General features: G+C 48.3%; 21 protein-coding genes. 15 read left to right on the top strand and 6 right to left on the bottom strand.

Features of this window, described 5'->3' with window-relative positions; genetic code table 11:
• Nucleotides 1-43 precede the first annotated feature (43 nt).
• Nucleotides 44-1039, top strand: coding sequence for an NADP-dependent oxidoreductase (locus tag ACRRSX_RS22195; RefSeq protein WP_432455422.1), 996 nt, complete (start codon nt 44-46; stop codon nt 1037-1039).
• Nucleotides 1040-1078: 39 nt separating this feature from the next.
• Here ACRRSX_RS22195 and ACRRSX_RS22190 read toward each other — a convergent pair whose 3' ends face one another.
• Nucleotides 1079-1699, bottom strand: coding sequence for a glutathione S-transferase family protein (locus tag ACRRSX_RS22190; RefSeq protein ID WP_432455423.1), 621 nt, complete (start codon nt 1697-1699; stop codon nt 1079-1081).
• Nucleotides 1700-1803: 104 nt separating this feature from the next.
• On the opposite strand from ACRRSX_RS22190, the gene ACRRSX_RS22185 reads away from it, so the two are divergent.
• The 9 genes from ACRRSX_RS22185 to ACRRSX_RS22145 all read left to right on the top strand — a co-directional run bounded on the left by ACRRSX_RS22185 (nt 1804) and on the right by ACRRSX_RS22145 (nt 8872).
• Entirely contained in the window at nt 1804-2652 is an 849-nt protein-coding gene (locus ACRRSX_RS22185) for a LysR substrate-binding domain-containing protein (RefSeq protein WP_432455424.1), read from the top strand.
• A 59-nt stretch (nt 2653-2711) separates the two neighbouring features.
• A complete protein-coding gene (locus ACRRSX_RS22180; RefSeq protein WP_432455425.1) occupies nt 2712-3659 on the top strand; it encodes a chemotaxis protein in 948 nt (315 codons plus the stop codon).
• 103 nt (nt 3660-3762) lie between these two features.
• Nucleotides 3763-4479 (top strand): substrate-binding periplasmic protein, encoded by a 717-nt coding sequence (locus tag ACRRSX_RS22175; protein WP_432455426.1) that lies wholly within the window; start codon nt 3763-3765, stop codon nt 4477-4479.
• 69 nt (nt 4480-4548) lie between these two features.
• On the top strand, nt 4549-5370 hold the full coding sequence (locus tag ACRRSX_RS22170; RefSeq protein WP_432455427.1) for a DUF2797 domain-containing protein: 822 nt from the start codon (nt 4549-4551) through the stop codon (nt 5368-5370).
• A gap of 35 nt (nt 5371-5405) precedes the next feature.
• Entirely contained in the window at nt 5406-5696 is a 291-nt protein-coding gene (locus ACRRSX_RS22165; protein WP_432455428.1) for a hypothetical protein, read from the top strand.
• Nucleotides 5697-5736: 40 nt separating this feature from the next.
• Nucleotides 5737-6447, top strand: a complete 711-nt coding sequence (locus tag ACRRSX_RS22160; protein ID WP_432455429.1) for a ZrgA family zinc uptake protein — start codon at nt 5737-5739, stop codon at nt 6445-6447.
• Between the two features lies 1 nt (nt 6448).
• A complete protein-coding gene (locus tag ACRRSX_RS22155; protein ID WP_432455430.1) occupies nt 6449-7165 on the top strand; it encodes an ABC transporter ATP-binding protein in 717 nt (238 codons plus the stop codon).
• Nucleotides 7152-8378, top strand: coding sequence for an ABC transporter permease (locus ACRRSX_RS22150; RefSeq protein ID WP_432455431.1), 1227 nt, complete (start codon nt 7152-7154; stop codon nt 8376-8378). The genes ACRRSX_RS22155 and ACRRSX_RS22150 overlap by 14 nt, the downstream gene beginning before the upstream one ends.
• Nucleotides 8379-8392: 14 nt before the next feature.
• Nucleotides 8393-8872, top strand: coding sequence for a DUF3299 domain-containing protein (locus ACRRSX_RS22145; protein WP_432455432.1), 480 nt, complete (start codon nt 8393-8395; stop codon nt 8870-8872).
• Here the strand turns inward: ACRRSX_RS22145 and ACRRSX_RS22140 are convergent.
• Nucleotides 8869-9114: a DUF6868 family protein gene (locus tag ACRRSX_RS22140; protein WP_432455433.1), complete on the bottom strand. Its 246-nt coding sequence runs from the start codon at nt 9112-9114 to the stop codon at nt 8869-8871. The genes ACRRSX_RS22145 and ACRRSX_RS22140 overlap by 4 nt on opposite strands.
• 244 nt (nt 9115-9358) lie before the next feature.
• On the bottom strand, nt 9359-10417 hold the full coding sequence (locus tag ACRRSX_RS22135) for a DUF2914 domain-containing protein (RefSeq protein ID WP_432455434.1): 1059 nt from the start codon (nt 10415-10417) through the stop codon (nt 9359-9361).
• A 367-nt stretch (nt 10418-10784) separates the two neighbouring features.
• Here ACRRSX_RS22135 and ACRRSX_RS22130 point away from each other — a divergent pair, with 367 nt between their 5' ends.
• From ACRRSX_RS22130 to ACRRSX_RS22120, 3 genes are all read left to right on the top strand, one after another.
• Nucleotides 10785-11045: a hypothetical protein gene (locus tag ACRRSX_RS22130; RefSeq protein WP_432455435.1), complete on the top strand. Its 261-nt coding sequence runs from the start codon at nt 10785-10787 to the stop codon at nt 11043-11045.
• Nucleotides 11046-11416: 371 nt separating this feature from the next.
• Nucleotides 11417-12163 carry a gamma-glutamyl-gamma-aminobutyrate hydrolase family protein gene (locus ACRRSX_RS22125; RefSeq protein ID WP_432455436.1) on the top strand — a complete coding sequence of 249 codons (747 nt, stop codon included), beginning with the start codon at nt 11417-11419 and terminating at the stop codon, nt 12161-12163.
• Between the two features lie 14 nt (nt 12164-12177).
• Nucleotides 12178-13455: an NAD(P)/FAD-dependent oxidoreductase gene (locus ACRRSX_RS22120; protein ID WP_432455437.1), complete on the top strand. Its 1278-nt coding sequence runs from the start codon at nt 12178-12180 to the stop codon at nt 13453-13455.
• Nucleotides 13456-13599: 144 nt separating this feature from the next.
• On the opposite strand, the gene ACRRSX_RS22115 is transcribed toward ACRRSX_RS22120, so the two are convergent.
• The gene (locus ACRRSX_RS22115; protein WP_432455438.1) at nt 13600-14610 is read right to left on the bottom strand and encodes a substrate-binding domain-containing protein; all 1011 of its coding nucleotides are present in this window, start codon (nt 14608-14610) and stop codon (nt 13600-13602) included.
• A 451-nt stretch (nt 14611-15061) separates the two neighbouring features.
• On the opposite strand from ACRRSX_RS22115, the gene hemB reads away from it, so the two are divergent.
• Together hemB and ACRRSX_RS22105 are read left to right on the top strand one after the other, a co-directional pair.
• Nucleotides 15062-16030 (top strand): porphobilinogen synthase, encoded by a 969-nt coding sequence (gene hemB / locus ACRRSX_RS22110; RefSeq protein ID WP_439022904.1) that lies wholly within the window; start codon nt 15062-15064, stop codon nt 16028-16030.
• A 46-nt stretch (nt 16031-16076) separates the two neighbouring features.
• Nucleotides 16077-17387 (top strand): hypothetical protein, encoded by a 1311-nt coding sequence (locus ACRRSX_RS22105; RefSeq protein ID WP_432455440.1) that lies wholly within the window; start codon nt 16077-16079, stop codon nt 17385-17387.
• On the opposite strand, the gene ACRRSX_RS22100 is transcribed toward ACRRSX_RS22105, so the two are convergent.
• Together ACRRSX_RS22100 and purK are read right to left on the bottom strand one after the other, a co-directional pair.
• The gene (locus tag ACRRSX_RS22100) at nt 17384-18283 is read right to left on the bottom strand and encodes an EamA family transporter (protein ID WP_432455441.1); all 900 of its coding nucleotides are present in this window, start codon (nt 18281-18283) and stop codon (nt 17384-17386) included. The genes ACRRSX_RS22105 and ACRRSX_RS22100 overlap by 4 nt on opposite strands.
• Nucleotides 18284-18371: 88 nt before the next feature.
• Nucleotides 18372-19448, bottom strand: coding sequence for a 5-(carboxyamino)imidazole ribonucleotide synthase (purK, locus tag ACRRSX_RS22095; protein WP_432455442.1), 1077 nt, complete (start codon nt 19446-19448; stop codon nt 18372-18374).

Genomic DNA, 19448 nt, shown 5'->3' with positions numbered 1-19448 from the left:
TAACAATATAGTATGAACGTCATTTATTCATTTAGGAGCTTTTATGACTAACTATCAGTCGATTCATTTGGTAAAACGTCCTTCTGCAACGATAGAAGCAAACTGTTTTGAGCTTCGCGAACATCAAGCTCAGCCGCTGCAAGCCGGCGAGTTTCGAGTCAAACAAACTCATATGTCTTTAGATCCTGCGATGCGTGGTTGGATGAGTGCCGATACTGAGAGTTACATTCCACCCGTTGGTTTGGGTGAGGTGATGCGTGCCAGTGGGATTGGTGAAGTGCTTGAGTCCTTGCACCCTGATTTTCCGGTGGGGGCGATGGTGATGGGCATGTTTGGCTGGACTGAACAGACGATTAGTCAAGGCAAGGGGGTGAATATTATTCCTTCAGGTTTGTCGGCAGAAGCAGTATTAGCGGTATTAGCGCTGCCAGGGATGACCGCTGCGCAGGGTCTATTAGAAATTGCTAAGCCCAAGTCGGGAGAAACCCTATTAGTGAGCGGTGCTGCGGGCTCGGTGGGTTCATTGGTTGGGCAACTTGCTAAAGCCGAGGGTTTACGAGTGATAGGTGTTGCAGGTAGTGATGAAAAATGTCGTTGGTTAGTGGAAGATTTGGGCTTTGATGGCGCGATTAACTATAAAATCGAAGATGTTGCGCAACGGGTGGCTGCGTTAACGCCAGCCGGCGTTGATATTTATTTTGAAAATACCGGTGGCGCGATCCAACAAGCGGCAATGGATAACATGAATGCCTTCGGTAGAATCGTGGTTTGTGGGATGATCTCGGACTATAACGCAACAACCCCTTCAGCTGGCCCTAACTGGATGACGATTATTAAGAAGCGTTTAACCATTCAAGGTTTTACCATGCCCGATCATTTACATCGTGCACCGCAACTGATGCAACAGGTGGCTGGGTATTTACAAGCGGGCCAACTGCAATACCGAGTTCATGTATTAGAAGGTTTAGTTTCAGCTATCGATGGAATTAATTTGCTGTTTAATGGGGAAAACCAGGGCAAGCTGCTTGTGAAGTTGTGAGGGCGAAAGCAAAGCCGAGTGATCTCGGCTTTGCTTTACTTACGGCTTGAGTCGCGCAGAATCATCGGTGATGTCCACATAGTTTGTGGTTTGTGTAATGGCATAGCACCAAGCTTGAATCGCAGGAAAGGTGGACAAGTCAAATTCAGCTTCTTCGGCCACATGGGTATAAGCATATAGCGCGATGTCGGCGATGCTGAATTGCTCGCCCATAAAATAACGATGCTCGCTTAAGTGTTGCTCCATGACCTTTAAGGCGGCATAGCCTGCCGCTTTTTTATCGGCCCATTGTGCTTGGCGTTGTTGATTCATCCCTGCATGGCCTAACCAGAATCGCAACGTCGCGATATTTGGCTCATGGCTATATTGTTCAAAGTTCATCCAGCGTAGTACTTGGCTTTGCTGCCACAATTCCTCAGGCCAATAGGGTGTTCCTTGAGCAAGGTAATACAAGATGGCATTTGATTCGGTTAAACTGCGGCCATCGTCGAACTCTAACACTGGGATCTTACCGTTAGCGTTAAGTTTTAGAAATGCTTCGGTGTGGGTCTCCCCCTGTACAATGTCGTAGCACTTTAGTTGATAATCTTGGCCGAGCAGGCTCAGTAATAATCTAATTTTATAGCCATTTCCCGATGGCAAATAATCGTGCAATATCATGTTATTTCCTTGTTGTGTGGCTTAGGATGAGTGTCGCAAGTTGCTTGTGTAATGAATAACGATTATTTTTGATGGCACTGATAAATGCTGTTGATGGGTTGAAGATGGATATTGATGCGCTGCGTAGTTTAGTGGCAATCATGGACAGTGGCAGTTTTACGCGAGCGGCCAGCCAGACTTTTCGTACGCAGTCGGCGATTAGTGCACAAATGAAAAAGCTGCAGCAAGAGAGTGATCGTCCTTTGTTTGAAAAAGAGGGCCGCGGCTTGGTTTTGACTCTCGCGGGGCAGGCCTTGGCCAGTTATGCTCGACGTATTGTCAGCTTGCACGATTTGGCGCTGAAGGAGCTAAAAGAACCGCAGACGCAGGTGGAATTACGATTGGGTTGTCCAGACGATTACAGCCGATCGGTGATGCCGTTACTGGTTCAGCTATTACAACAACAGATCCCTAATGTATGTTTACGTTTGAGTTCTGCCCCAAGTTATCGCTTACGCCAGCAGTTGGATCAGGGTGAACTGGATATAGCGGTGTTAACTCGTACGCCAAATAGCGATGAAGGTTATCTATTGCGTCATGATCAAGGAGTTTGGGTGAGTTCAGCTGAAATTAACCCTCATCTTCAAAGTCCCTTGGCGATAGCACTTTACGAAGCGGATTGTAAGTTTCATCGTAGTGCCATCGACGGTTTAGATAAGGCTGAGATACCCTATCGACTGATTGCAACTAGCGCCAATCACAGTGGTTTATATGGTTTGGTGGCGCAGGGGTTGGCAGTTGCAACGATGGCTCGTTCTAGCAAAGGAGATTTGTTAGAATTGTGCGCTAAAACAATGCCGTCATTACCAGCAATTGATATTGTAGTCGTTTGCGCTACTCAACCACACTTAGTTTGTAGTAACGCTATAATCAAACAAGTATGTGAGCAGTTTCGACTGGCCGACCAAGGTTGAATGGTTAGGCTCAGCGCTTAAATTTTATTGTTCATGAATCAAATTACGAAGGATGTCTTATGAGCAGCGCCACCAGTCAAACCCAAGGTTTGTTGCATTTTCGGTTGTCGTTAAATCAACTATTTGCAATTGGTACTTTGAAAGTGCGTGAGATCGTTCCCTATACACGTCTTACCGCCCTGCCACAGTCTCATCCATTTGTGTTGGGATCTGCTTCATTGCGCGGTCAAACCATCTCGGTGGTAGATATGGCGGCTGCAGTGGGGTATCGGCCAATTACCGAAGAAGAACGAGCCAGCTGCTCAATTATTATTACCGATGTGAGCCGCCAAACTATTGGCTTTTTAGTGCGCGGGATTGAACGTATTACCGAATGTCGCTGGCGTGACATTGATCCACCGCCTAGCTCTTTAGGTAAAGATGCATTTGTAACAGGGGTCACTCGGGTCGATGATAAATTGGTTCAGTTGCTCGACATTGAAAAGCTGATTGCTACGGTGTTCCCTGATGATGAAGATCGGATCCGAGTTTCTGTGAGCTTACCTGATCAAGCCATCTTGAGTCAGTTGCGGATCTTATTAGTGGACGATTCTGCAACTGCGCGTAAGCAGCTGTCGAGCGCTTTGGATAGTATCGAAATTGACTACCAAATGGCCAGTGATGGCGCGACCGCGCTGAAGATGATGCAACAGGCAGCGGTAAGCAAACAAGCGATTGATATCCTAGTGAGTGATATTGAAATGCCGGGTTTAGATGGCTATGAATTAACCTTTGAAGTTCGCAGTGATCCACAAGTTGCCGATGCCTATATTATTTTGCATACTTCGTTGTCCAGCGAGATTAGTGTTGATCGTGCCCACCAAGTCGGTGCCGATGAGGCCTTAACTAAGTTTGATGCAGGTGAGCTTATTGATGCGATGTTACGCGGTGCTGATCGGGTCTCCGACGATGATACACCAAGTTCTTTGGCGAAAAAGAATGGGCTCCTTGAAGGCATGGGATTCTAAACCAAAGCTTACTATACAGACTGAATAATAACCTTCATATTAAAGGGCGGTTTGTGGTTCCTTTGCTAAGCTAAATGAGAGAGCTTAGCTTAGCGGGGATGTGGTGCGGATCTTATTGATTCTGTTATGTTGCTGGTGGTCGGTGTCGCTGGCGGCGGTGCATTCAATTAATATTGCGACTGGTGAATGGACTAATTACGCCCATCGTGACGGCACGGGCTATTATTTTAGCTTATTACAACGAATTTTTCCGGATACATCGATATCCCCTCATTTTGTGCCTTTCCCTCGTAGCATTGCTTTATTAGATCATCAGCTTGTTGATATTGCTCTCGGTGGTTCCAGTGATGATTTTTCATCGGCCTATTGTTCTCTGTATGCGGTTGAAGTCGATCGAGTTGATATGCTGACAACATCACAATTTGCAGGCTCTTATCAAAGCAATCAGGACTTAGTGGGTAAAAAAGTGATCTCTCGTTTGGGTTACAATTGGGGGGAGCTATTACCTCGCGGGGTTGTTTATCGAGAGTATTCTAATTTAGTTCAGATGCTAAATTTACTTAATTTGGGCCGAGTGGGTGCCGTGATCGAGTATCGAGAAGACATAGAACTGCTATTGACCAAAATGCCAAAGCCTTCAAATTTTATTTTTATTGATAGTGTGTTAGAGAATAATTCTCAGTTTTGTTTTGTCGCGAATGAAAAAGGGCGTGACTTACTAAAACTTTTTGATTTAGGCATGAGTCAGTTGATCGCCAATGGAGAATTACGACAATTGATGATAGAGCTGCTCGGCAGTGATGAGAACTACCCTTACTAAGCTCGCTACACAAAGCCTTCACTTTGCATTACACTGCTCAACCTTTGAGCCAATCTGAGTACTTCTGAAATGCAGGGCCACTTATCAAAAATGCGCGGCGTATTGGCCGAGCAGATACAATATTATTTGCCGTTAGGCGAACAAGAATTACACCTAAATCCCCTGATTGGTAAGCCTCTCGCGTTTGAATTCACTGGGAAAATTCAGTGTCGAAATTGCGGTAAGGGCACTAAGAAGAGTTACTCGCAAGGCCACTGTTTTGTATGTATGCGTAAATTGGCCAGCTGTGACATGTGCATTATGAAGCCGGAAACCTGTCACTATGCTGCAGGGACTTGCCGTGAGCCGGAGTGGGGCGAAAATAATTGTATGATCCCGCACTATGTTTATTTAGCCAATACCTCTGGGCTGAAGGTGGGAATTACTCGGCATAATCAAATTCCCACACGTTGGATCGATCAAGGTGCGACTCAGGCTTTGGCTATTTTCCAAGTGGCGACTCGCCAGTTATCAGGTTTAGTGGAAGTTGAATTAGCCAAATTAGTGGCCGATAAAACCAATTGGCGTACGATGTTGAAAGGAAACGCGAGTCGATTAGACTTGTTTGCCGAACGAGAGCGTTTATTACCGCAGATTAGCAACGTTCTTAGCGACTTGGCCGAGCGTTATGGGCTCGATTCAATCACCGCCTTGAATGACCAGCCGATGACGGAGTTAAGTTATCCGGTTGAACAATTCCCGAGTAAAATAAGTAGTTTTAACTTAGATAAAAATCCATTAGTTACAGGAATATTACAAGGAATTAAAGGTCAGTATTTAATCTTTAACAATGGCGTGATAAATATAAGAAAGTATAGTTCTTATGAAATTAAGCTTCTCGATGGCATTTAAGCTTGTCGAGAAGCGAAGGAATACAAGGTAGAGTGATGCGTATTCGTCGTTGGCAGCAAAGGGTTTCTTGGCTACTGATCCTGTCAGTTTTTGCCTTTGCCTTCGTCTGGGGCGAACACCAAGTCGAGAAACTCAACCCGCATCATTCCGAGCATCACTGCCCGCTATGTTTTCACCTTGGCCAATTATCGACAGCAATTTGTAGTAGTGCTCTATTTATCGCCTTTGCGGTGGTTGGCATTACTTATCAAACGGTAAACTATCGTTATACTTGGCTGCATACCCTACGCGCAATTGCGCGCGCGCCACCTGTTCTATGGTACTAATTTAATAACATTTATTTTTAGTTAACCATGGATATATACAATGAAATTAAGATCTGTTTTGTTAGCAGGCTTTGGCCTGTTGAGTGGCGTGACGTATGCGCAATCTGCCCACCAGCACGGTGTTGCTGAATTATTTTTTGCTGCCGGTGATGAAGAATTGGCGATTGAAATTCATTCGCCTGCGGATAATTTATTAGGTTTTGAGCACGCCCCTGTCACAGCGGCGGAACAACAGGCTTTAGCTGCGGCTAAGCTGCAAATTGAAAATGCTCCGCAGCTGTTCAGTTTTAATGGCGGCGATTGCGAATTAGAAAGCTTGAGTCAAGAGTGGGGGGCTTTGCAGCAAAGTGACCACGAGCACGAACATGAAGCGGCGGATCATGAGCATGAGCACGAACATGAAGCGGCGGATCACGAGCATGAGCACGAACATGAAGCGGCGGATCACGAGCATGAGCACGAACATGACGCGGCGGATCATGAGCACGAGCACGAACATGAAGCGGCGGATCACGAGCATGAGCACGAACATGAAGCGGCGGATCATGACCATGACCACGAACACAGTGGTCATCAGGATGTGACTTTCAGTTATCATTTTCACTGTCACCAGTTATCGGAGTTGCAAAGCTTTAATTTGCACTGGTTTGAGCGCTTCCCTCGGATGCAGAAAATTCTGGTTCAAGGCGCTAGCGATCGCGGTCAAATTGCGATTGAGGTGACTGCAGAGCAACACAAGGTAGCCCTATAAGATGCCTGAATCTGCTTCTCTATTGTGTTTAGATGAGGTGGTATTTGCTTGGCCGGGTGAGACTCACCCGGCTATCCATATTCCCCATTTAAGCATTGCGCCTGCGAGTCATACCTTTATTCATGGGCCTAGCGGCTGTGGGAAATCGACCTTGCTGAGTTTGATTGCTGGAGTGATTAGCCCTCAACAAGGCCAGTTGCGATTTATGGGTCAAGACTGCGATAGCCTCAGTTCTGCGGGTCGAGATCAATTACGAGCTGATCATATCGGTTATGTGTTTCAGCAGTTCAATTTGTTGCCTTACTTATCAGTTTTGGAAAACGTAGCCTTAGCCTGCCAGTTTTCGAAGTTGCGCAAACAGCGCGCTTTAAGCCGTTCTTCCAGCGTTATCGAAGAAGCACGACGCTTATTGTCCCACCTGCAATTGCCCGACAAACAATTACATCAAGCGGTGGGCCAATTGAGTATCGGTCAGCAGCAACGGGTGGCAGCGGCACGAGCGATGATTGGTTCACCAGCCTTAATCATTGCCGATGAACCCACTTCGGCGCTTGATAAAGTGAATCGAGAACATTTCATGAACTTGTTGATGGCTGAGTTAGAGCACTGTGATAGCAGCCTGTTATTGGTGAGTCATGATCATGATTTAGCGCAGCGTTTTACTCAAGTCGTTGACTTGCCTGCGGTTAATTTAGGAGGTCGACATGAGTCTGCTTAATTTAGCTTGGCATAGCCTTTGGGCGAGGCGTGGGACGGTATTGCTGAGCTTGCTCACCATTGCCTTAAGTGTGGCCCTGTTGCTGGGGGTCGAGAATTTACGAACTCAGGCCAAGTCCAGCTTTGCATCGACCATCTCTGGCACTGACTTGATCGTGGGTGCTCGCAGTGGCCCCACCCAATTGTTGTTGTATTCGGTATTTCGTATTGGTAATGCTACCAATAATATATCTTGGCAAAGTTACTTAGATATCCAACAAAATGCCTCAGTCAAGTGGGCGATCCCCATCTCTCTGGGTGATTCCCACCGGGGCTATCGCGTGATGGGCACCAGTAATAGTTTTTTTGAACACTATCAATATGCCAATAAGCAAGCCTTGAAATTTAAGCAAGGCGGTGAATTGAGCAATACTTATGATGTGGTATTAGGGGCCGAGGTTGCTAGAAAGCTGGGGTATCGGCTGGGGGATAAAATTGTCGTCGCGCATGGCATTGCCGCGGTGAGTTTTGTGAATCACGAGCAATTTCCTTTTGTGGTGAGTGGCATTTTACAAGCCACGGGGACGCCAGTCGATCGCACCGTGATTACTTCTTTGGCTGGCATCGAAGCGATCCATTTGCCCGCGCAAAAACAGCCTTTTACCAAACAACAACTAACGCCTTCCAGTATTACTGCGATGATGCTCGGCACCAAATCCAAGTTGCAAATATTTAGTCTGCAACGGCAAATCAATCAGTCGAAACAAGAGGCTTTACTCGCGATCTTGCCCGGTGTGGCTTTGCAAGAGTTATGGGGTATTTTAAGCATCGCCGAGACGGCCTTACTTGCGGTCTCGATTTGTGTGGTGATCACTGGCTTAATGAGCATGTTAACCACCTTGATGGTTAGTCTAAAAGAGCGCCGCCGTGAAATGGCGATCTTACGCTCGGTGGGCGCGAAGCCAAGGCATATTTTCACCTTATTATTGATCGAAGCGCTGTTACTGAGTGTGCTGGGGTCCTTGCTGGGTTTGGTAAGTATGTATGGATTATTAGCGCTGGCGAAGCCGATTTTACTCAATCAGTTTGGCTTTTATATGGTACTCAGCTGGCCGACTTTACAACAAGCTTACTTGTTGCTGCTAGTGATGGGAGTTGGTTTTATCGCTGGGCTGTTACCGGCATGGCGCGCTTATCGTTATTCACTCAGCGATGGCATGAGTATTAAAATTTAGTCAGGAGCAACAACATGAGAATATACCATTGGCTTATTGCTGGCCTGTTATTGAGTAGCGCTGCGTATGGCGAAGACATTGATGTTTGGGAGCAATTAATTCCCGAGAGTGAGCGACAAGCTGCTCCCGCAGCGATTGACCATAATGCGCCTTTAGATCAGCCGGTTCAGCAGAACTTAAACGTGAGTGTAAATAAGGCCTTGGATGGCAAAACGCTGCGTATTCCTGGATTTATTGTGCCTCTAGAGAGTGATGGTGAGTTGATCAAAGCATTCTTATTGGTGCCTTATTTCGGCGCTTGTTTACATTATCCACCACCACCACCGAACCAGATTGTTTATGTCACTTACAAGCAAGGAGTGCAGCTGGAAGATATCTGGGATCCGGTGTGGGTCGAAGGTACCATTCATACCAAAATTCAGGATGTAGAAGGGGTGGCCACGGTCGGTTATTCGATCAGTGAGCCGCAATCGATAGTGCTGTATAGCGACTAATCTAAAACGATACCTAAGGCGATGTAAGGCACGATATAAAAGGCGATGATGGCGACTTTATAGAGTGCCAAGCCTAGGTAGTGAAAACGGTCAAATTTTTCGACACTAAGCTTAAACCACTTGGCATGCAGCTGATAAGTCCAATCGTGGGCAAGGGTTAAAAAAGCAAACCAATAAATAAGTACTGCGATGTTGATCACTGCACCCCAGCCGAGGGCACTACGTATGAGCGCTAGTTCCATTGTTCGTCCTGTCCGTTGACTCTGTTATTAATTTAATCAGCACTTTCAGGAAGTGCAAGCTTATAACAAATCCTTTTATGAACAGTTGCTTTAGCTCGCTTTAAAGGAAGACCTGAATTTTTAGTTGTTTTTCAATATTAACAACGAGTTAATATGATAAGTATTGGCCTTCATTGACTCACTTTGGGTTTCAATCGAAGGATGCATTAAACCATCGAATGAATGTGGCCGATAGCTGGTGTGATTATGGTCCTACCATGAAGTCTTGCTCGTAGAGTAATTTCTGTTGTGCAAATACCACTACTTGCCATTGTCCCAGACTGAATGAGTCAAAGCGTTTACTGGCCTTGGTGCGCCAACGCTGCCCGCCAATGGCCAAGTTTACCGTGGCTTGCAATTGCTGCTGATGATACCAGCGTACCTCAAGCGTTTGCCCTTGCATATTCAAGAGCTCCAGAAATAAGAAAATTTGTTGCTGCTGGGCCAGCGAGACGCCTCGCACTTGATCGATGGGCTCGCGAGCGCGGATGCCGTTGGTGAGTTGGCCGCGTTTGACTCGTAGATCGACAATCTGAGGGCCGGGCATTGGTATCTGGCTTGGACTCAGGTTTGCGCGAAGCCGTTTGTCTGACTGCGGCCGTGGCGGTGTGCCAGCCGTAGCTGGTGGGTGCTCAGCGTGGGTCAGCGGTGGGGTTGTCGGCTCGTCGCTTGGCGCTTGCTTTGCTCGCAGTGCTAAATCTGCTGTCTCGCTCGCAGGGGCCTCTGGCTGGGGTGGCATTTGTTCTGTTGCAGCAGACGGCTTGCCGGTTGCTCGCTGGCTGGTGCTTGGCGCTGGTGTTACAACGACTGGCGGAGCTGCGGCATGCTGATGATTTATCTCGGCAAGGCTGGCTGGGTTATCTGGATTTAATTTGAGTTGTGGTGAGACGCTTTCGAGCTGAACCGACGCTTGTGGCGCGGATTCGGATGTTCGCTCAGTGAGGCTTGCTGCTGCGCTAACCTGCTGACTATTGGCAGAAGATGGTGGTGTGGCCGCTGACTTGAGATCTTGCTGGCTACCTTCTTGGTTTGGCCTTTGAATGAGTGCCGTGCTCGCCGCTCCGGCATGCGCCTCGGGCGCACGAGGCCAATATCGATAAATCAGCGTGCATATCAGTAACAGCAGTGCCACCAGTACCACGAAGGCGGCGAATATCTTACGTAAATCGAAGGGCGGTTTGGGGGTCAGGACCTTGTGAGCTTGATTTTGAGCTGGCGTAGCCGAAGCGCCAATACTGATGGTGATACTGACTTGTTCTGTCATCGTTGAGAAGAGCCTCTTGCTCGTGGTATTTCGCCAGCTAATTCTACCTTGTAATGCTTTAGGTCGCTATTGATTGGCTCGCGGACTGTGTGATTAATAGCATGATTTGTGGCCTTAAGTGCAGGGCTTATGGATGCTTGGCCGCAGAACTATAGCGCTAAGGCCCAGCCATTAGGGATGACGGAGATATGCATTGAAGGACCAAATGTACCATGAAAAAAATATTCAGCTGACTGATGGGCTTAGGCCTGAACGCCTGTGCAAGTTTAAACTCTGCTCAACTTCTCTTACTGGCAACCGGTAGCGGGCACTTAGCAACTCAAAATTTGCGGGATGCAAGTGAGAGTGAAACCGAGGACTCTCGTACTTGGTGACGAGTTGCCAGTATGGTATTGACCGTTTAGGCGATGAATGGGTGACGCCCAATAAAGTTGATTACTTGGCGCGCAGCATTAGCCAACAATTGCCTGATAGCAAACAGTTAACCGTTACTCATTTTGTCACTTATCTGAATATGCAATATTGGCTCCGAGCAGGAAACATATTTCGAGGCCCGATTTGGGAGTTGGTGGAATGTGATCAGCATACCGATGAATTTATCAACTATACGCAAGCCGAGAACCCATAGTGACAGCCGATTATTATCCAAACGCTTAAGGGGAATATTGACGGTGTCAGCTTTTCACAGCGCATGCTCGCTTTTCCTGAATGTCCCGATGGTGGCGACACTTGTGTTGGCTGGGATGCGCGCGTATGCGGTTAAAAAAGTCGTACTGGGTTTAAGCCACTCGGTTATTGAGGCACATAAGCAGCAAGTCTCGTTGACGCCATAAGCCTAGATGCTGGTGTTTGTTTTGCATGGCTGAGGGCTCAATTTCGTCTCAGTCGGAGCATGGAACTTCGCACGCCAAATTATCATTTGTTAAATATAATTTACATTTAATCTATTTCGTGGCAGTTTGTAGCTAAATATTGAATGAATACTGAACGGAGTGCGCAGTGGAAGCGAATCAAAAACAAGCTTTAATCGGAGTGATTTGTTGCCATAAACAACAGGACGCCTATCAAATACAAAGCGTCAATGAGTTTTATCTAAATGCCTTAGCCGCGTATGGCGCGGGTGCAATTTTACTGCCCCATCATTTAAGTGCGTCGGCCTTAAATCGCGTGCTGAGTCAACTGGATGGGGTGTTGCTGACTGGTAGTCACTCTAATGTTGATCCGCAACTTTATGCGGCCAGCCATCATGAACCAAGGCTCGACCCGGGGCGCGATCGTTTAGCCTTTGCTATTGTTGACTACTCTCGGCAGCAGGGCTTGCCAGTGTTTGGTATTTGTCGTGGCTTCCAGGAAATGAATGTTGCGCTGGGGGGGAGTTTGCATCACCAGGTCTACCTGCGGGAAGGAGCAATTGAGCATCGTGAGTCAGAAACTAAAGACTTCGCAGTAAAGTATGCCAGCCAGCATCCCCTCAAATTAAATCCACAAGGTAAGCTGGCGCAATGGCTCGACACTGAGCAAATTGAGGTGAATTCTTTACATAATCAAGGCATTGACCAGTTGGCCGAGGGTTTACAGCTGGAGGCAATTGCCGAAGACGGTCTGATCGAAGCCTATTGCTTAGCTGAGCACCCGTTTTTTTATGCGGTGCAATGGCATCCCGAGTGGCAAGCGGCGCAAAATCCCTTGTCGCAGGTCCTATTTAGTCAGTTCGTGGCGGCAGCAGAACGGCATCAGCAAGCCTGATTTAAGGAGATCCTATGCAACAACATACCGATTCTTACTATGCAGCAACGGCTAATCATTCGCGCCAGTTTGCTCAGTTACAACGGGATATTCGCTGTGACGTTTGCATCATTGGCGCAGGATTTAGTGGCTTGTCTTCGGCCCTGCATCTTGCCGAGAAAGGCTTCCATGTGGTGGTGCTAGAAGCTGCTCGGGTCGGCTTTGGCGCGACTGGCCGTAATGGCGGACAAATTGTGAATAGCTATAGCCGCGATGTGGATGTCATTGAACAGCGCTATGATCAAAAAACCGCTCAGGCCCTGAATGAGATGATTTTTGAAGGCGGCGAAATTATTCGTTCCCGTATTCAGGACTACCAAATTGCCTGTGATTATCAACAAGGTGGGGTATTCGCGGCCTATAACGCCAAGCAATTGAGAGGCTTAATTGAACAAAAAGCCAATTGGGAACGCTTTGGTAACCATCAACTGGAACTTCTGGATAAAGCGCAGTTAGCTCAGGTGGTGGGGACCGAGGCCTATGTGGGCGGTTTATTAGACAGGAAGGGCGGGCATATTCATCCTTTGAATCTTGCTTTAGGTGAGGCTGAAGCCCTATTAAGTTTGGGCGGTGAAATATACGAGCAGTCGCCAGTAATATCTTATCAAAGGGGGGAAGTCACTAAGGTGTTGACCACACATGGCAGCGTGAGTGCCAATTATCTGTTATTTGCGGGCAATGCTTACCTCGGGGAATTAGAGCCTAAACTCAGTGATAAGGCGATTCGGTGTGGCACTCAGGTGGTGGCGACTGAACCGCTGAGTGAAGCGCAGTGTCAGCAATTACTACCGCAAAATTACTGCGTGGAAGACTGCAATTATTTGTTAGATTATTATCGGCTGACCGCCGATCGACGCTTATTGTTTGGTGGCGGTGTGGTATATGGCGCCAAGCCTTTGGCTTCTATTGAGCGGCAAATACGCCCCAAGTTTGAAGCTTTATTTCCGCAGTTGCGCGGGCTTAAAATTGACTATGCGTGGACCGGTAACTTCTTACTGACCTATTCACGGATGCCACAATTCGGTCGCTTAGACAGCAATATTTATTATCTACAGGGTTACAGTGGCCATGGCCTGAGTTGTACCCACTTAGCGGGTAAACTATTGGCAGAAGTGCTGAGCGAACAAGCGCAGCGTTTTGATGTGTTTGCCTCGCTGAGCCACTACCGTTTTCCTGGAGGCCGTCATTTACAGGTACCGTTTACTGCTTTGGGCGCGGTTTACTATAATCTGCGTGACAAATTAGGGATCTAAGCGTGGTTAGCCTGCACTGTTTTCTTGGTGGTCGTCATTTATTGGTGAAGGCTGCCGTATACTGCCTTGGGCGCGGTTTACTATAATCTGCGTGACAAATTAGGGATCTAAGCGTGGTTAGCCACGTTAGTTGCCGAGTTTGAGCTAAGTTTGGTTTGTCCGGGGTGGCGCAACCGAGTCTCGTTTGACGAGGGTTGGTACGTACTTGTGTAAGTCTGCGACATTCTCGCCATTGGCCAACGCTAGCGACATTTCGGCCGCTTCCATTGCCATCATCTCGATCGGATAGCGCATGGTAGTAAGCTTGGGGCGTAGATAGCGGGACAGTAAGACATCATCGAAACCAATCACCGATATATCCTCGGGGACTCGATAGCCGTTATCGCATAATACGCTGATCACGCCCGAAGCCATCGCATCGTTATAGACGATCACGGCGCTCAAATCTAAACCACGAGCTAACAGGTTCTGAGCGGCGATTTCACCGCCAATTTCATTGGGTTCTGCCGTGGCAATTGCATGCTCTGCTAAGGGCGTGTTGCTTTCGGCAAGAATACTTTTTACCCCTTCAAGACGAAGTCGAGGATCTTCAATATCGTAGTTACTGCTGATACAGGCGATATTGCGATGACCCAAAGACAATAAATGACGTGCCGCAGCTTCACCGCCAGCCTGATTGTCTAACCAGACACAGCGATGGGCAATTTCTGGAATGAATCGGTTAATCAGTACCATTGCGGGAATAGCGTTGGCGTAGTCGATGAGCGTTTGGTTACTCAAGGCCTTGGCATGAACCACCAATGCTTGGCAACGCTGTTCTAAAAGCGTTTCGATGGCCTGCTTCTCGGTCTCGGCACTGACTAAACCATTGCTGATCAACAGTTGGATGTTATGGTTACGGGTGATTTTTTCTACGCCACCAGCCAAGGTAGCAAAAAATGGATCGGTTAATTCACTAAAGACCAAACCTAGTGTGGGGTTGGTTTGGGTGACTAGCGCTCGGGCATTGGCATTGGGTCGATAGCCTAATTCGAGCATCACTTTTTTTACTAACTCACGATTTTTGGCGCTCACCTTGGGTCCATTGTTGACCACCCGTGAAACCGTGGCAACAGAAACACCGGCTGCGGCGGCGACGTCTTTAATAGTGGCCATTTGTACTCCAAAAATAACTGAATAACGAAGGCTGCTCTTCGTTACAAAGCATCGCCAAATACCAAATATAAGTCGTAGCTGCTCATATTTGCGGTCAATTTAGCAAATTATTCTTTTTAGTGGAAACGTTTTCCCAATAGTTCGCGATCAGGATCTGCAATTCACTCGCGGGTGTGTCGATTTAGTGAACCATTTTTATTATTGTATATCTTAATTAAGGTCGGTGTAGGATGTGTGACCCGCACCACTTCGATTCAGATTGATCGAGTAAACTGCGCAGGATGGTCGATTTATCTTTCTTGAAGACGTTTGCTATTGCTGGCTCAGCATTGCTGATTGTAAATGCAATCCATACTTGCCGAACGGCTAAGTTGGGCTTAAAGTAACGCTTGATCATCAGAGCAAATAGGAGTGCTGAGTGAGCGTATCAAGAGTCTTTCCCGCTACCCGGATGCGTCGTCTTCGACGCCATGAATTTTCCCGCCGTTTAGTGGCAGAAAATCAACTAACGGTTGATGATTTGATTTACCCGATGTTTGTTATCGAGGGTGAAAATCAAACCGAGGCGGTGGCGTCGATGCCCGGCGTACAGCGATTTACGATTGATTTATTATTAAAAGAGGCCGAGCAGCTGGTGGCTCTGGGGGTGCCGATGGTAGCACTATTTCCGGTGATGCCACTGGCGCAGAAGTCGCTGCTGGCGGAGCAGGCTTATGCCGAAGATGGCATAGCGCAACGAGCGATTGTCGCCTTGAAGGCGGCCTTTCCCGAGCTGGGAGTGATGGTCGATGTGGCGCTTGATCCGTTTACCACTCATGGCCAAGACGGGATCATTGATTCGCAGGGCTATGTGCAAAATGACATTACCACTGAAGTTTTAGTCAAGCAGGCGCTTTCCCACGCCGCCGCGGGGGCTGATGTGGTGGCACCTTCGGATATGATGGATGGACGAATTGGGGCAATCCGCGAAGCCTTGGAAGAAGCGGGTTACCACAACACCATGATCATGGCTTATTCTGCTAAATATGCCTCGGGTTACTATGGCCCGTTCCGCGATGCACTCGGTAGCGCCAGCAACTTAAAAGGTGGTAATAAGAAGACCTATCAAATGGATCCCGCCAATACTCAGGAAGCCTTGCACGAAGTGGCGCTGGATATCGAGGAAGGTGCCGACATGGTGATAGTGAAGCCGGGCATGCCCTATCTTGATGTGGTGCGTCAGGTGAAGGATACTTTTTCGCTGCCCACCTTTGCTTATCAGGTGAGTGGTGAATACGCCATGCATAAGGCTGCTTTTGCCAATGGCTGGTTGGAGGAGCGTCCAGTGGTTTTGGAATCTTTGCTGGCCTTTAAGCGCGCTGGTGCCGATGGTATTTTGACTTATTTTGCCAAAGATGTGGCCCAATGGTTAGCCGAATAGGCTGCCGCAGCCCAGCTTTTACCTTGGGCAAAGCTGGGTAGCTTAAATGACCGTCTTGGCGAAGCTGCTGGCCTGGGGATTAAGCTTATTGCTGCTGGTAGCGTTGAGTGGTTTGCTTGGCTTGAAGTTGGCCCTGTCAACACTGGCTAGCATTCCTGCTCCACCAGCGCCGAGCCCACAGCAAGTGGCGGATGTTAAGCATTTATTGCAAGAGAATATGCAGCGACTCGGCGATGCCAGCCAGCCAGTTGATATTTTGTTATCTTCACAGCAACTGCAGGCGCTAAGCCGATTAAGCTCACGTGCTTTTAGCCAGATCAATGTTGAGACACAACTTCAAGCAGAACAATTGCGACTGCGGGCAACGATTACTCTACCCGCACAGTGGTTTGGCCGTTATTTGAATCTTCAAGTTAGTCTGCTCCCATCCAGCCAAGGTTTGCAATTGGCTGAGCTAACTCTAGGGGACTTAAGCTTGCCTGCACAGCCAGTGTTTGTGGCTTTATTGTGGCTAAGTGAGCGCTACTTTCCTGAGCTGCCTTTGAAGGCGCTAGTCAGTCACATGAGTGTCCCGCAGGTTGATCAGCAAACATTGCGCTTACAGGTGACTGCAAAGGCGAATGTTCGCCAAACGCTCATCAAGGCCTATCAATCATTCAGTCAATGGCAACAACCACAAACCATTGGCCTGCCAATTGCCTACTACTATCATAAGTTGGCCTTGTTAGGTCAGCAGTATGCGGGGCAGATGGAGGTTTCATTGTTTGATTATCTCTATCCTTTAAGCTTTGACGTCGCCTTGCGCGGGCAGAGAGGTTCGCTATTAGTCGAGCAACAAGCGATGATTTGGGCGGTAAGCCTGTTTTTTAGTGAAGGAAGCTTGCGAAGTTTATTGCTGAAACGTTTTTCGCTTGAGCTGCCGTTTGTGCCTGCGCCCAGTAATGTTCGTTTAGCGGGACGCCGTGATTTGCTATTGCACTTTAGCTATTCGGCAGGCCTGCGGATGGCGGCAGAGCAAGGTTTTAGTGCCTCGATAGGGGAATTTAAAGAGCTATTTGATTCTGTGGCTGGTGGCAGTGGCTTTAGTTTTGCTGATTTGGCGGCCGATTTTACCGGCATTCAGTTTGCGCAAACGGCTACCAGCTTAGCCAAGACTCAAGCATTTTTGCAGGCAATGCGCCAAGCCAGCGCCGAGCAAGATTTATTTCCTCGGGTCGATGACTTAAGCGAGGGACTCAGCGAACAACAATTCCTGAAAATTTATCAGTCGAGTGATTCTGCACTATATCAGCAGCAGGTATTTTTTATTCGGCAGCGGATCGCCCATTTGCCGGTGTTTTCGGTAGCCAATCACTAGCCAAAAATCAGTAAACTACTGCCTACCACACACAGTGCGGCGCTCGCCCATGCCGAATAGGTGGGGGCTTGTTTGGTGTAGATCCAGAGTAGCGGCAAGACTAAGATTGGCGAGCTGGAGGACAAGAGCGCCACCACAGAAACATCGCCATTGCGTAGCGCAAACAGCATCAGGGTCATGCCTACCGCCATGGCGAGAAAACCATTGCTGGCAATCATCATAAATAATCTTGGGGTGAGTGGCTTATGGGCGCGCGCCAGTTTATGGGCTGCAAAGTATAACAACATATGCGCAGTAAAAGCGCTGAGCATCCGTAGCGTTGAGGCGGCGATGGGGTCGACCGGATGGGCCGCGCTGGCGCTTAATAGCGGCTTTAGCATCACGGTGCCGATGCTTTGACAAAGCGCCGCACTCAAACCCAGCAATAGCGCGATACTCACCGGACCATTGATCTTTTCCCAGCTATGTTGATTGGCTTTACGGCCGAAGCTTACCGCCAGAATAACCCCGAGAAATAAACTTGCAGCCCCCACTAAGGGCCAACCCGATAGCTGTTCGTTAAATAAGTAAACTCCTAAGAAAGCGGAAAAAGCGGCATGGCATGCAAATAATAGGCTGGCCCGACGCGGCCCGAGTCGATTCATACAGGCAAACAGGGCGGTGTCACCAACAAATACCCCAATAAATCCCGAGAGGGCAAACAAGGCTGCTTGTTCGAAGCTGATGTTCTGCCAGTTGTTATTAACTAAAGTTGCAGTGGCCAACATTAGGCTGACTAAACCCATCCGCCAGCGACTATAGGCGAAGGCGCCAAGTTGACGGCTGGGAGTGACCGAAATTAAGCTGGTGAGGGCCCATAGGGCCGCTGCTAATAGCGCGAGCCATTCGTAGCTCAAGGAGCTTACTCCAGAAATCTTGTAATATTCAATGAACCCAAGCCTTGTGGCGAAGCTGCTAGCGCAGCCACAAGGCTTAGTTCGTGCTTTAGTCGAGGTGACCGATTAACCAGGCGATGGCATCACTATAGACCGGGCTCATCAGCGGTTGTAGTTGGGCGAGGCTGTTGAGTAGCTGCTGGCGCTCGGCGATACTGATGTTGATATGGCCGACTTTTCGTCCGGGACGAACCTCTTTGCCATACCAGAATATTTCTACGCCCGGTACGCTGAGCCAGCGTTGGTCATAGTCGACACCGATTAGGTTAAGCATCACGCTTTGAGTTTTCACCAACGGCTGCACTAAGGGTAAGTTGGCGACAGCACGCAAATGCGCTTCAAACTGGCTTAAGCTTGCTCCTGCCTGGGTCCAATGGCCGCTGTTGTGGACCCGCGGCGCAATTTCGTTGATTAACAGTTGTTGTCCCACTTGGAAGCATTCCATGGTCATTACGCCAACATAATTTAAGGCTTCCATGAGCTTGCCCAGCATCGCTTCGGCTTGGCTTTGCAGCGGTGCTTTACTGGCGACAGGTGAAACGGTGGCTAATAAAATGCCTTGATGATGCTGATTAATCGCTAGTGGGTAGAAGGCCGTCTCGCCGTTGGCATGACGCATGCCGATTAATGAGACTTCTTCTTCGAAATTGATTGCCTGTTCGGCAATACAATGATCTAACCAAGTATGCGGAATCGCGCGTTGCTCAGCGTTGCCTTGTTGTTTTAACCAATGTTGGCCCTTTCCATCGTAACCACCTGAGCGCTGTTTGAGTAACACTCGTTCGCCTAATTCAGCGAACAGTTGCTCGGCACTATGCTGTGTTTTCACATCGACCCAAGGCGCGGTCGCCAAAGAGAGCGAATCGAGTAGACGTTTCTGGCTGGCTCGGTCGGCTAATTGCGCCAGAGCGGGGCCATTTAAAAATCGTGGATGCTGGGTGAGTTGTTCGGTGGCAGGCGTGACAGGCCAATGTTCCCGCTCAACGGTGACCACGTCGTCATCGCCAATGGCAAATTGCTCAAGCTCGTCGGTCTCCACCGGACGAACTTCCAGACAAAGTGGTTGGGCGGCATGTTTGAGCATGGCGCCAAGTTGGCCTGCGCCGAGGATCCAAATTTTGTTCAT

Origin of the sequence: Agarivorans sp. QJM3NY_30, assembly GCF_050870855.2 — a bacterium.
In the GTDB taxonomy this organism is placed as follows: Bacteria; Pseudomonadota; Gammaproteobacteria; order Enterobacterales; family Celerinatantimonadaceae; genus Agarivorans.
This window is presented reverse-complemented; position numbering and strand designations above follow the sequence as displayed.

Coding starts and splice junctions, on each gene's coding strand:
- ACRRSX_RS22195 (WP_432455422.1), top strand. CDS start 44: ATGACTAACTATCAGTCGATTCATTTGGTAAAACGTCCTTCTGCAACG.
- ACRRSX_RS22190 (WP_432455423.1), bottom strand. CDS start 1,699: ATGATATTGCACGATTATTTGCCATCGGGAAATGGCTATAAAATTAGA.
- ACRRSX_RS22185 (WP_432455424.1), top strand. CDS start 1,804: ATGGATATTGATGCGCTGCGTAGTTTAGTGGCAATCATGGACAGTGGC.
- ACRRSX_RS22180 (WP_432455425.1), top strand. CDS start 2,712: ATGAGCAGCGCCACCAGTCAAACCCAAGGTTTGTTGCATTTTCGGTTG.
- ACRRSX_RS22170 (WP_432455427.1), top strand. CDS start 4,549: ATGCAGGGCCACTTATCAAAAATGCGCGGCGTATTGGCCGAGCAGATA.
- ACRRSX_RS22165 (WP_432455428.1), top strand. CDS start 5,406: ATGCGTATTCGTCGTTGGCAGCAAAGGGTTTCTTGGCTACTGATCCTG.
- ACRRSX_RS22160 (WP_432455429.1), top strand. CDS start 5,737: ATGAAATTAAGATCTGTTTTGTTAGCAGGCTTTGGCCTGTTGAGTGGC.
- ACRRSX_RS22155 (WP_432455430.1), top strand. CDS start 6,449: ATGCCTGAATCTGCTTCTCTATTGTGTTTAGATGAGGTGGTATTTGCT.
- ACRRSX_RS22150 (WP_432455431.1), top strand. CDS start 7,152: ATGAGTCTGCTTAATTTAGCTTGGCATAGCCTTTGGGCGAGGCGTGGG.
- ACRRSX_RS22145 (WP_432455432.1), top strand. CDS start 8,393: ATGAGAATATACCATTGGCTTATTGCTGGCCTGTTATTGAGTAGCGCT.
- ACRRSX_RS22140 (WP_432455433.1), bottom strand. CDS start 9,114: ATGGAACTAGCGCTCATACGTAGTGCCCTCGGCTGGGGTGCAGTGATC.
- ACRRSX_RS22135 (WP_432455434.1), bottom strand. CDS start 10,417: ATGACAGAACAAGTCAGTATCACCATCAGTATTGGCGCTTCGGCTACG.
- ACRRSX_RS22120 (WP_432455437.1), top strand. CDS start 12,178: ATGCAACAACATACCGATTCTTACTATGCAGCAACGGCTAATCATTCG.
- ACRRSX_RS22115 (WP_432455438.1), bottom strand. CDS start 14,610: ATGGCCACTATTAAAGACGTCGCCGCCGCAGCCGGTGTTTCTGTTGCC.
- hemB (WP_439022904.1), top strand. CDS start 15,062: ATGCGTCGTCTTCGACGCCATGAATTTTCCCGCCGTTTAGTGGCAGAA.
- ACRRSX_RS22105 (WP_432455440.1), top strand. CDS start 16,077: ATGACCGTCTTGGCGAAGCTGCTGGCCTGGGGATTAAGCTTATTGCTG.
- purK (WP_432455442.1), bottom strand. CDS start 19,448: ATGAACAAAATTTGGATCCTCGGCGCAGGCCAACTTGGCGCCATGCTC.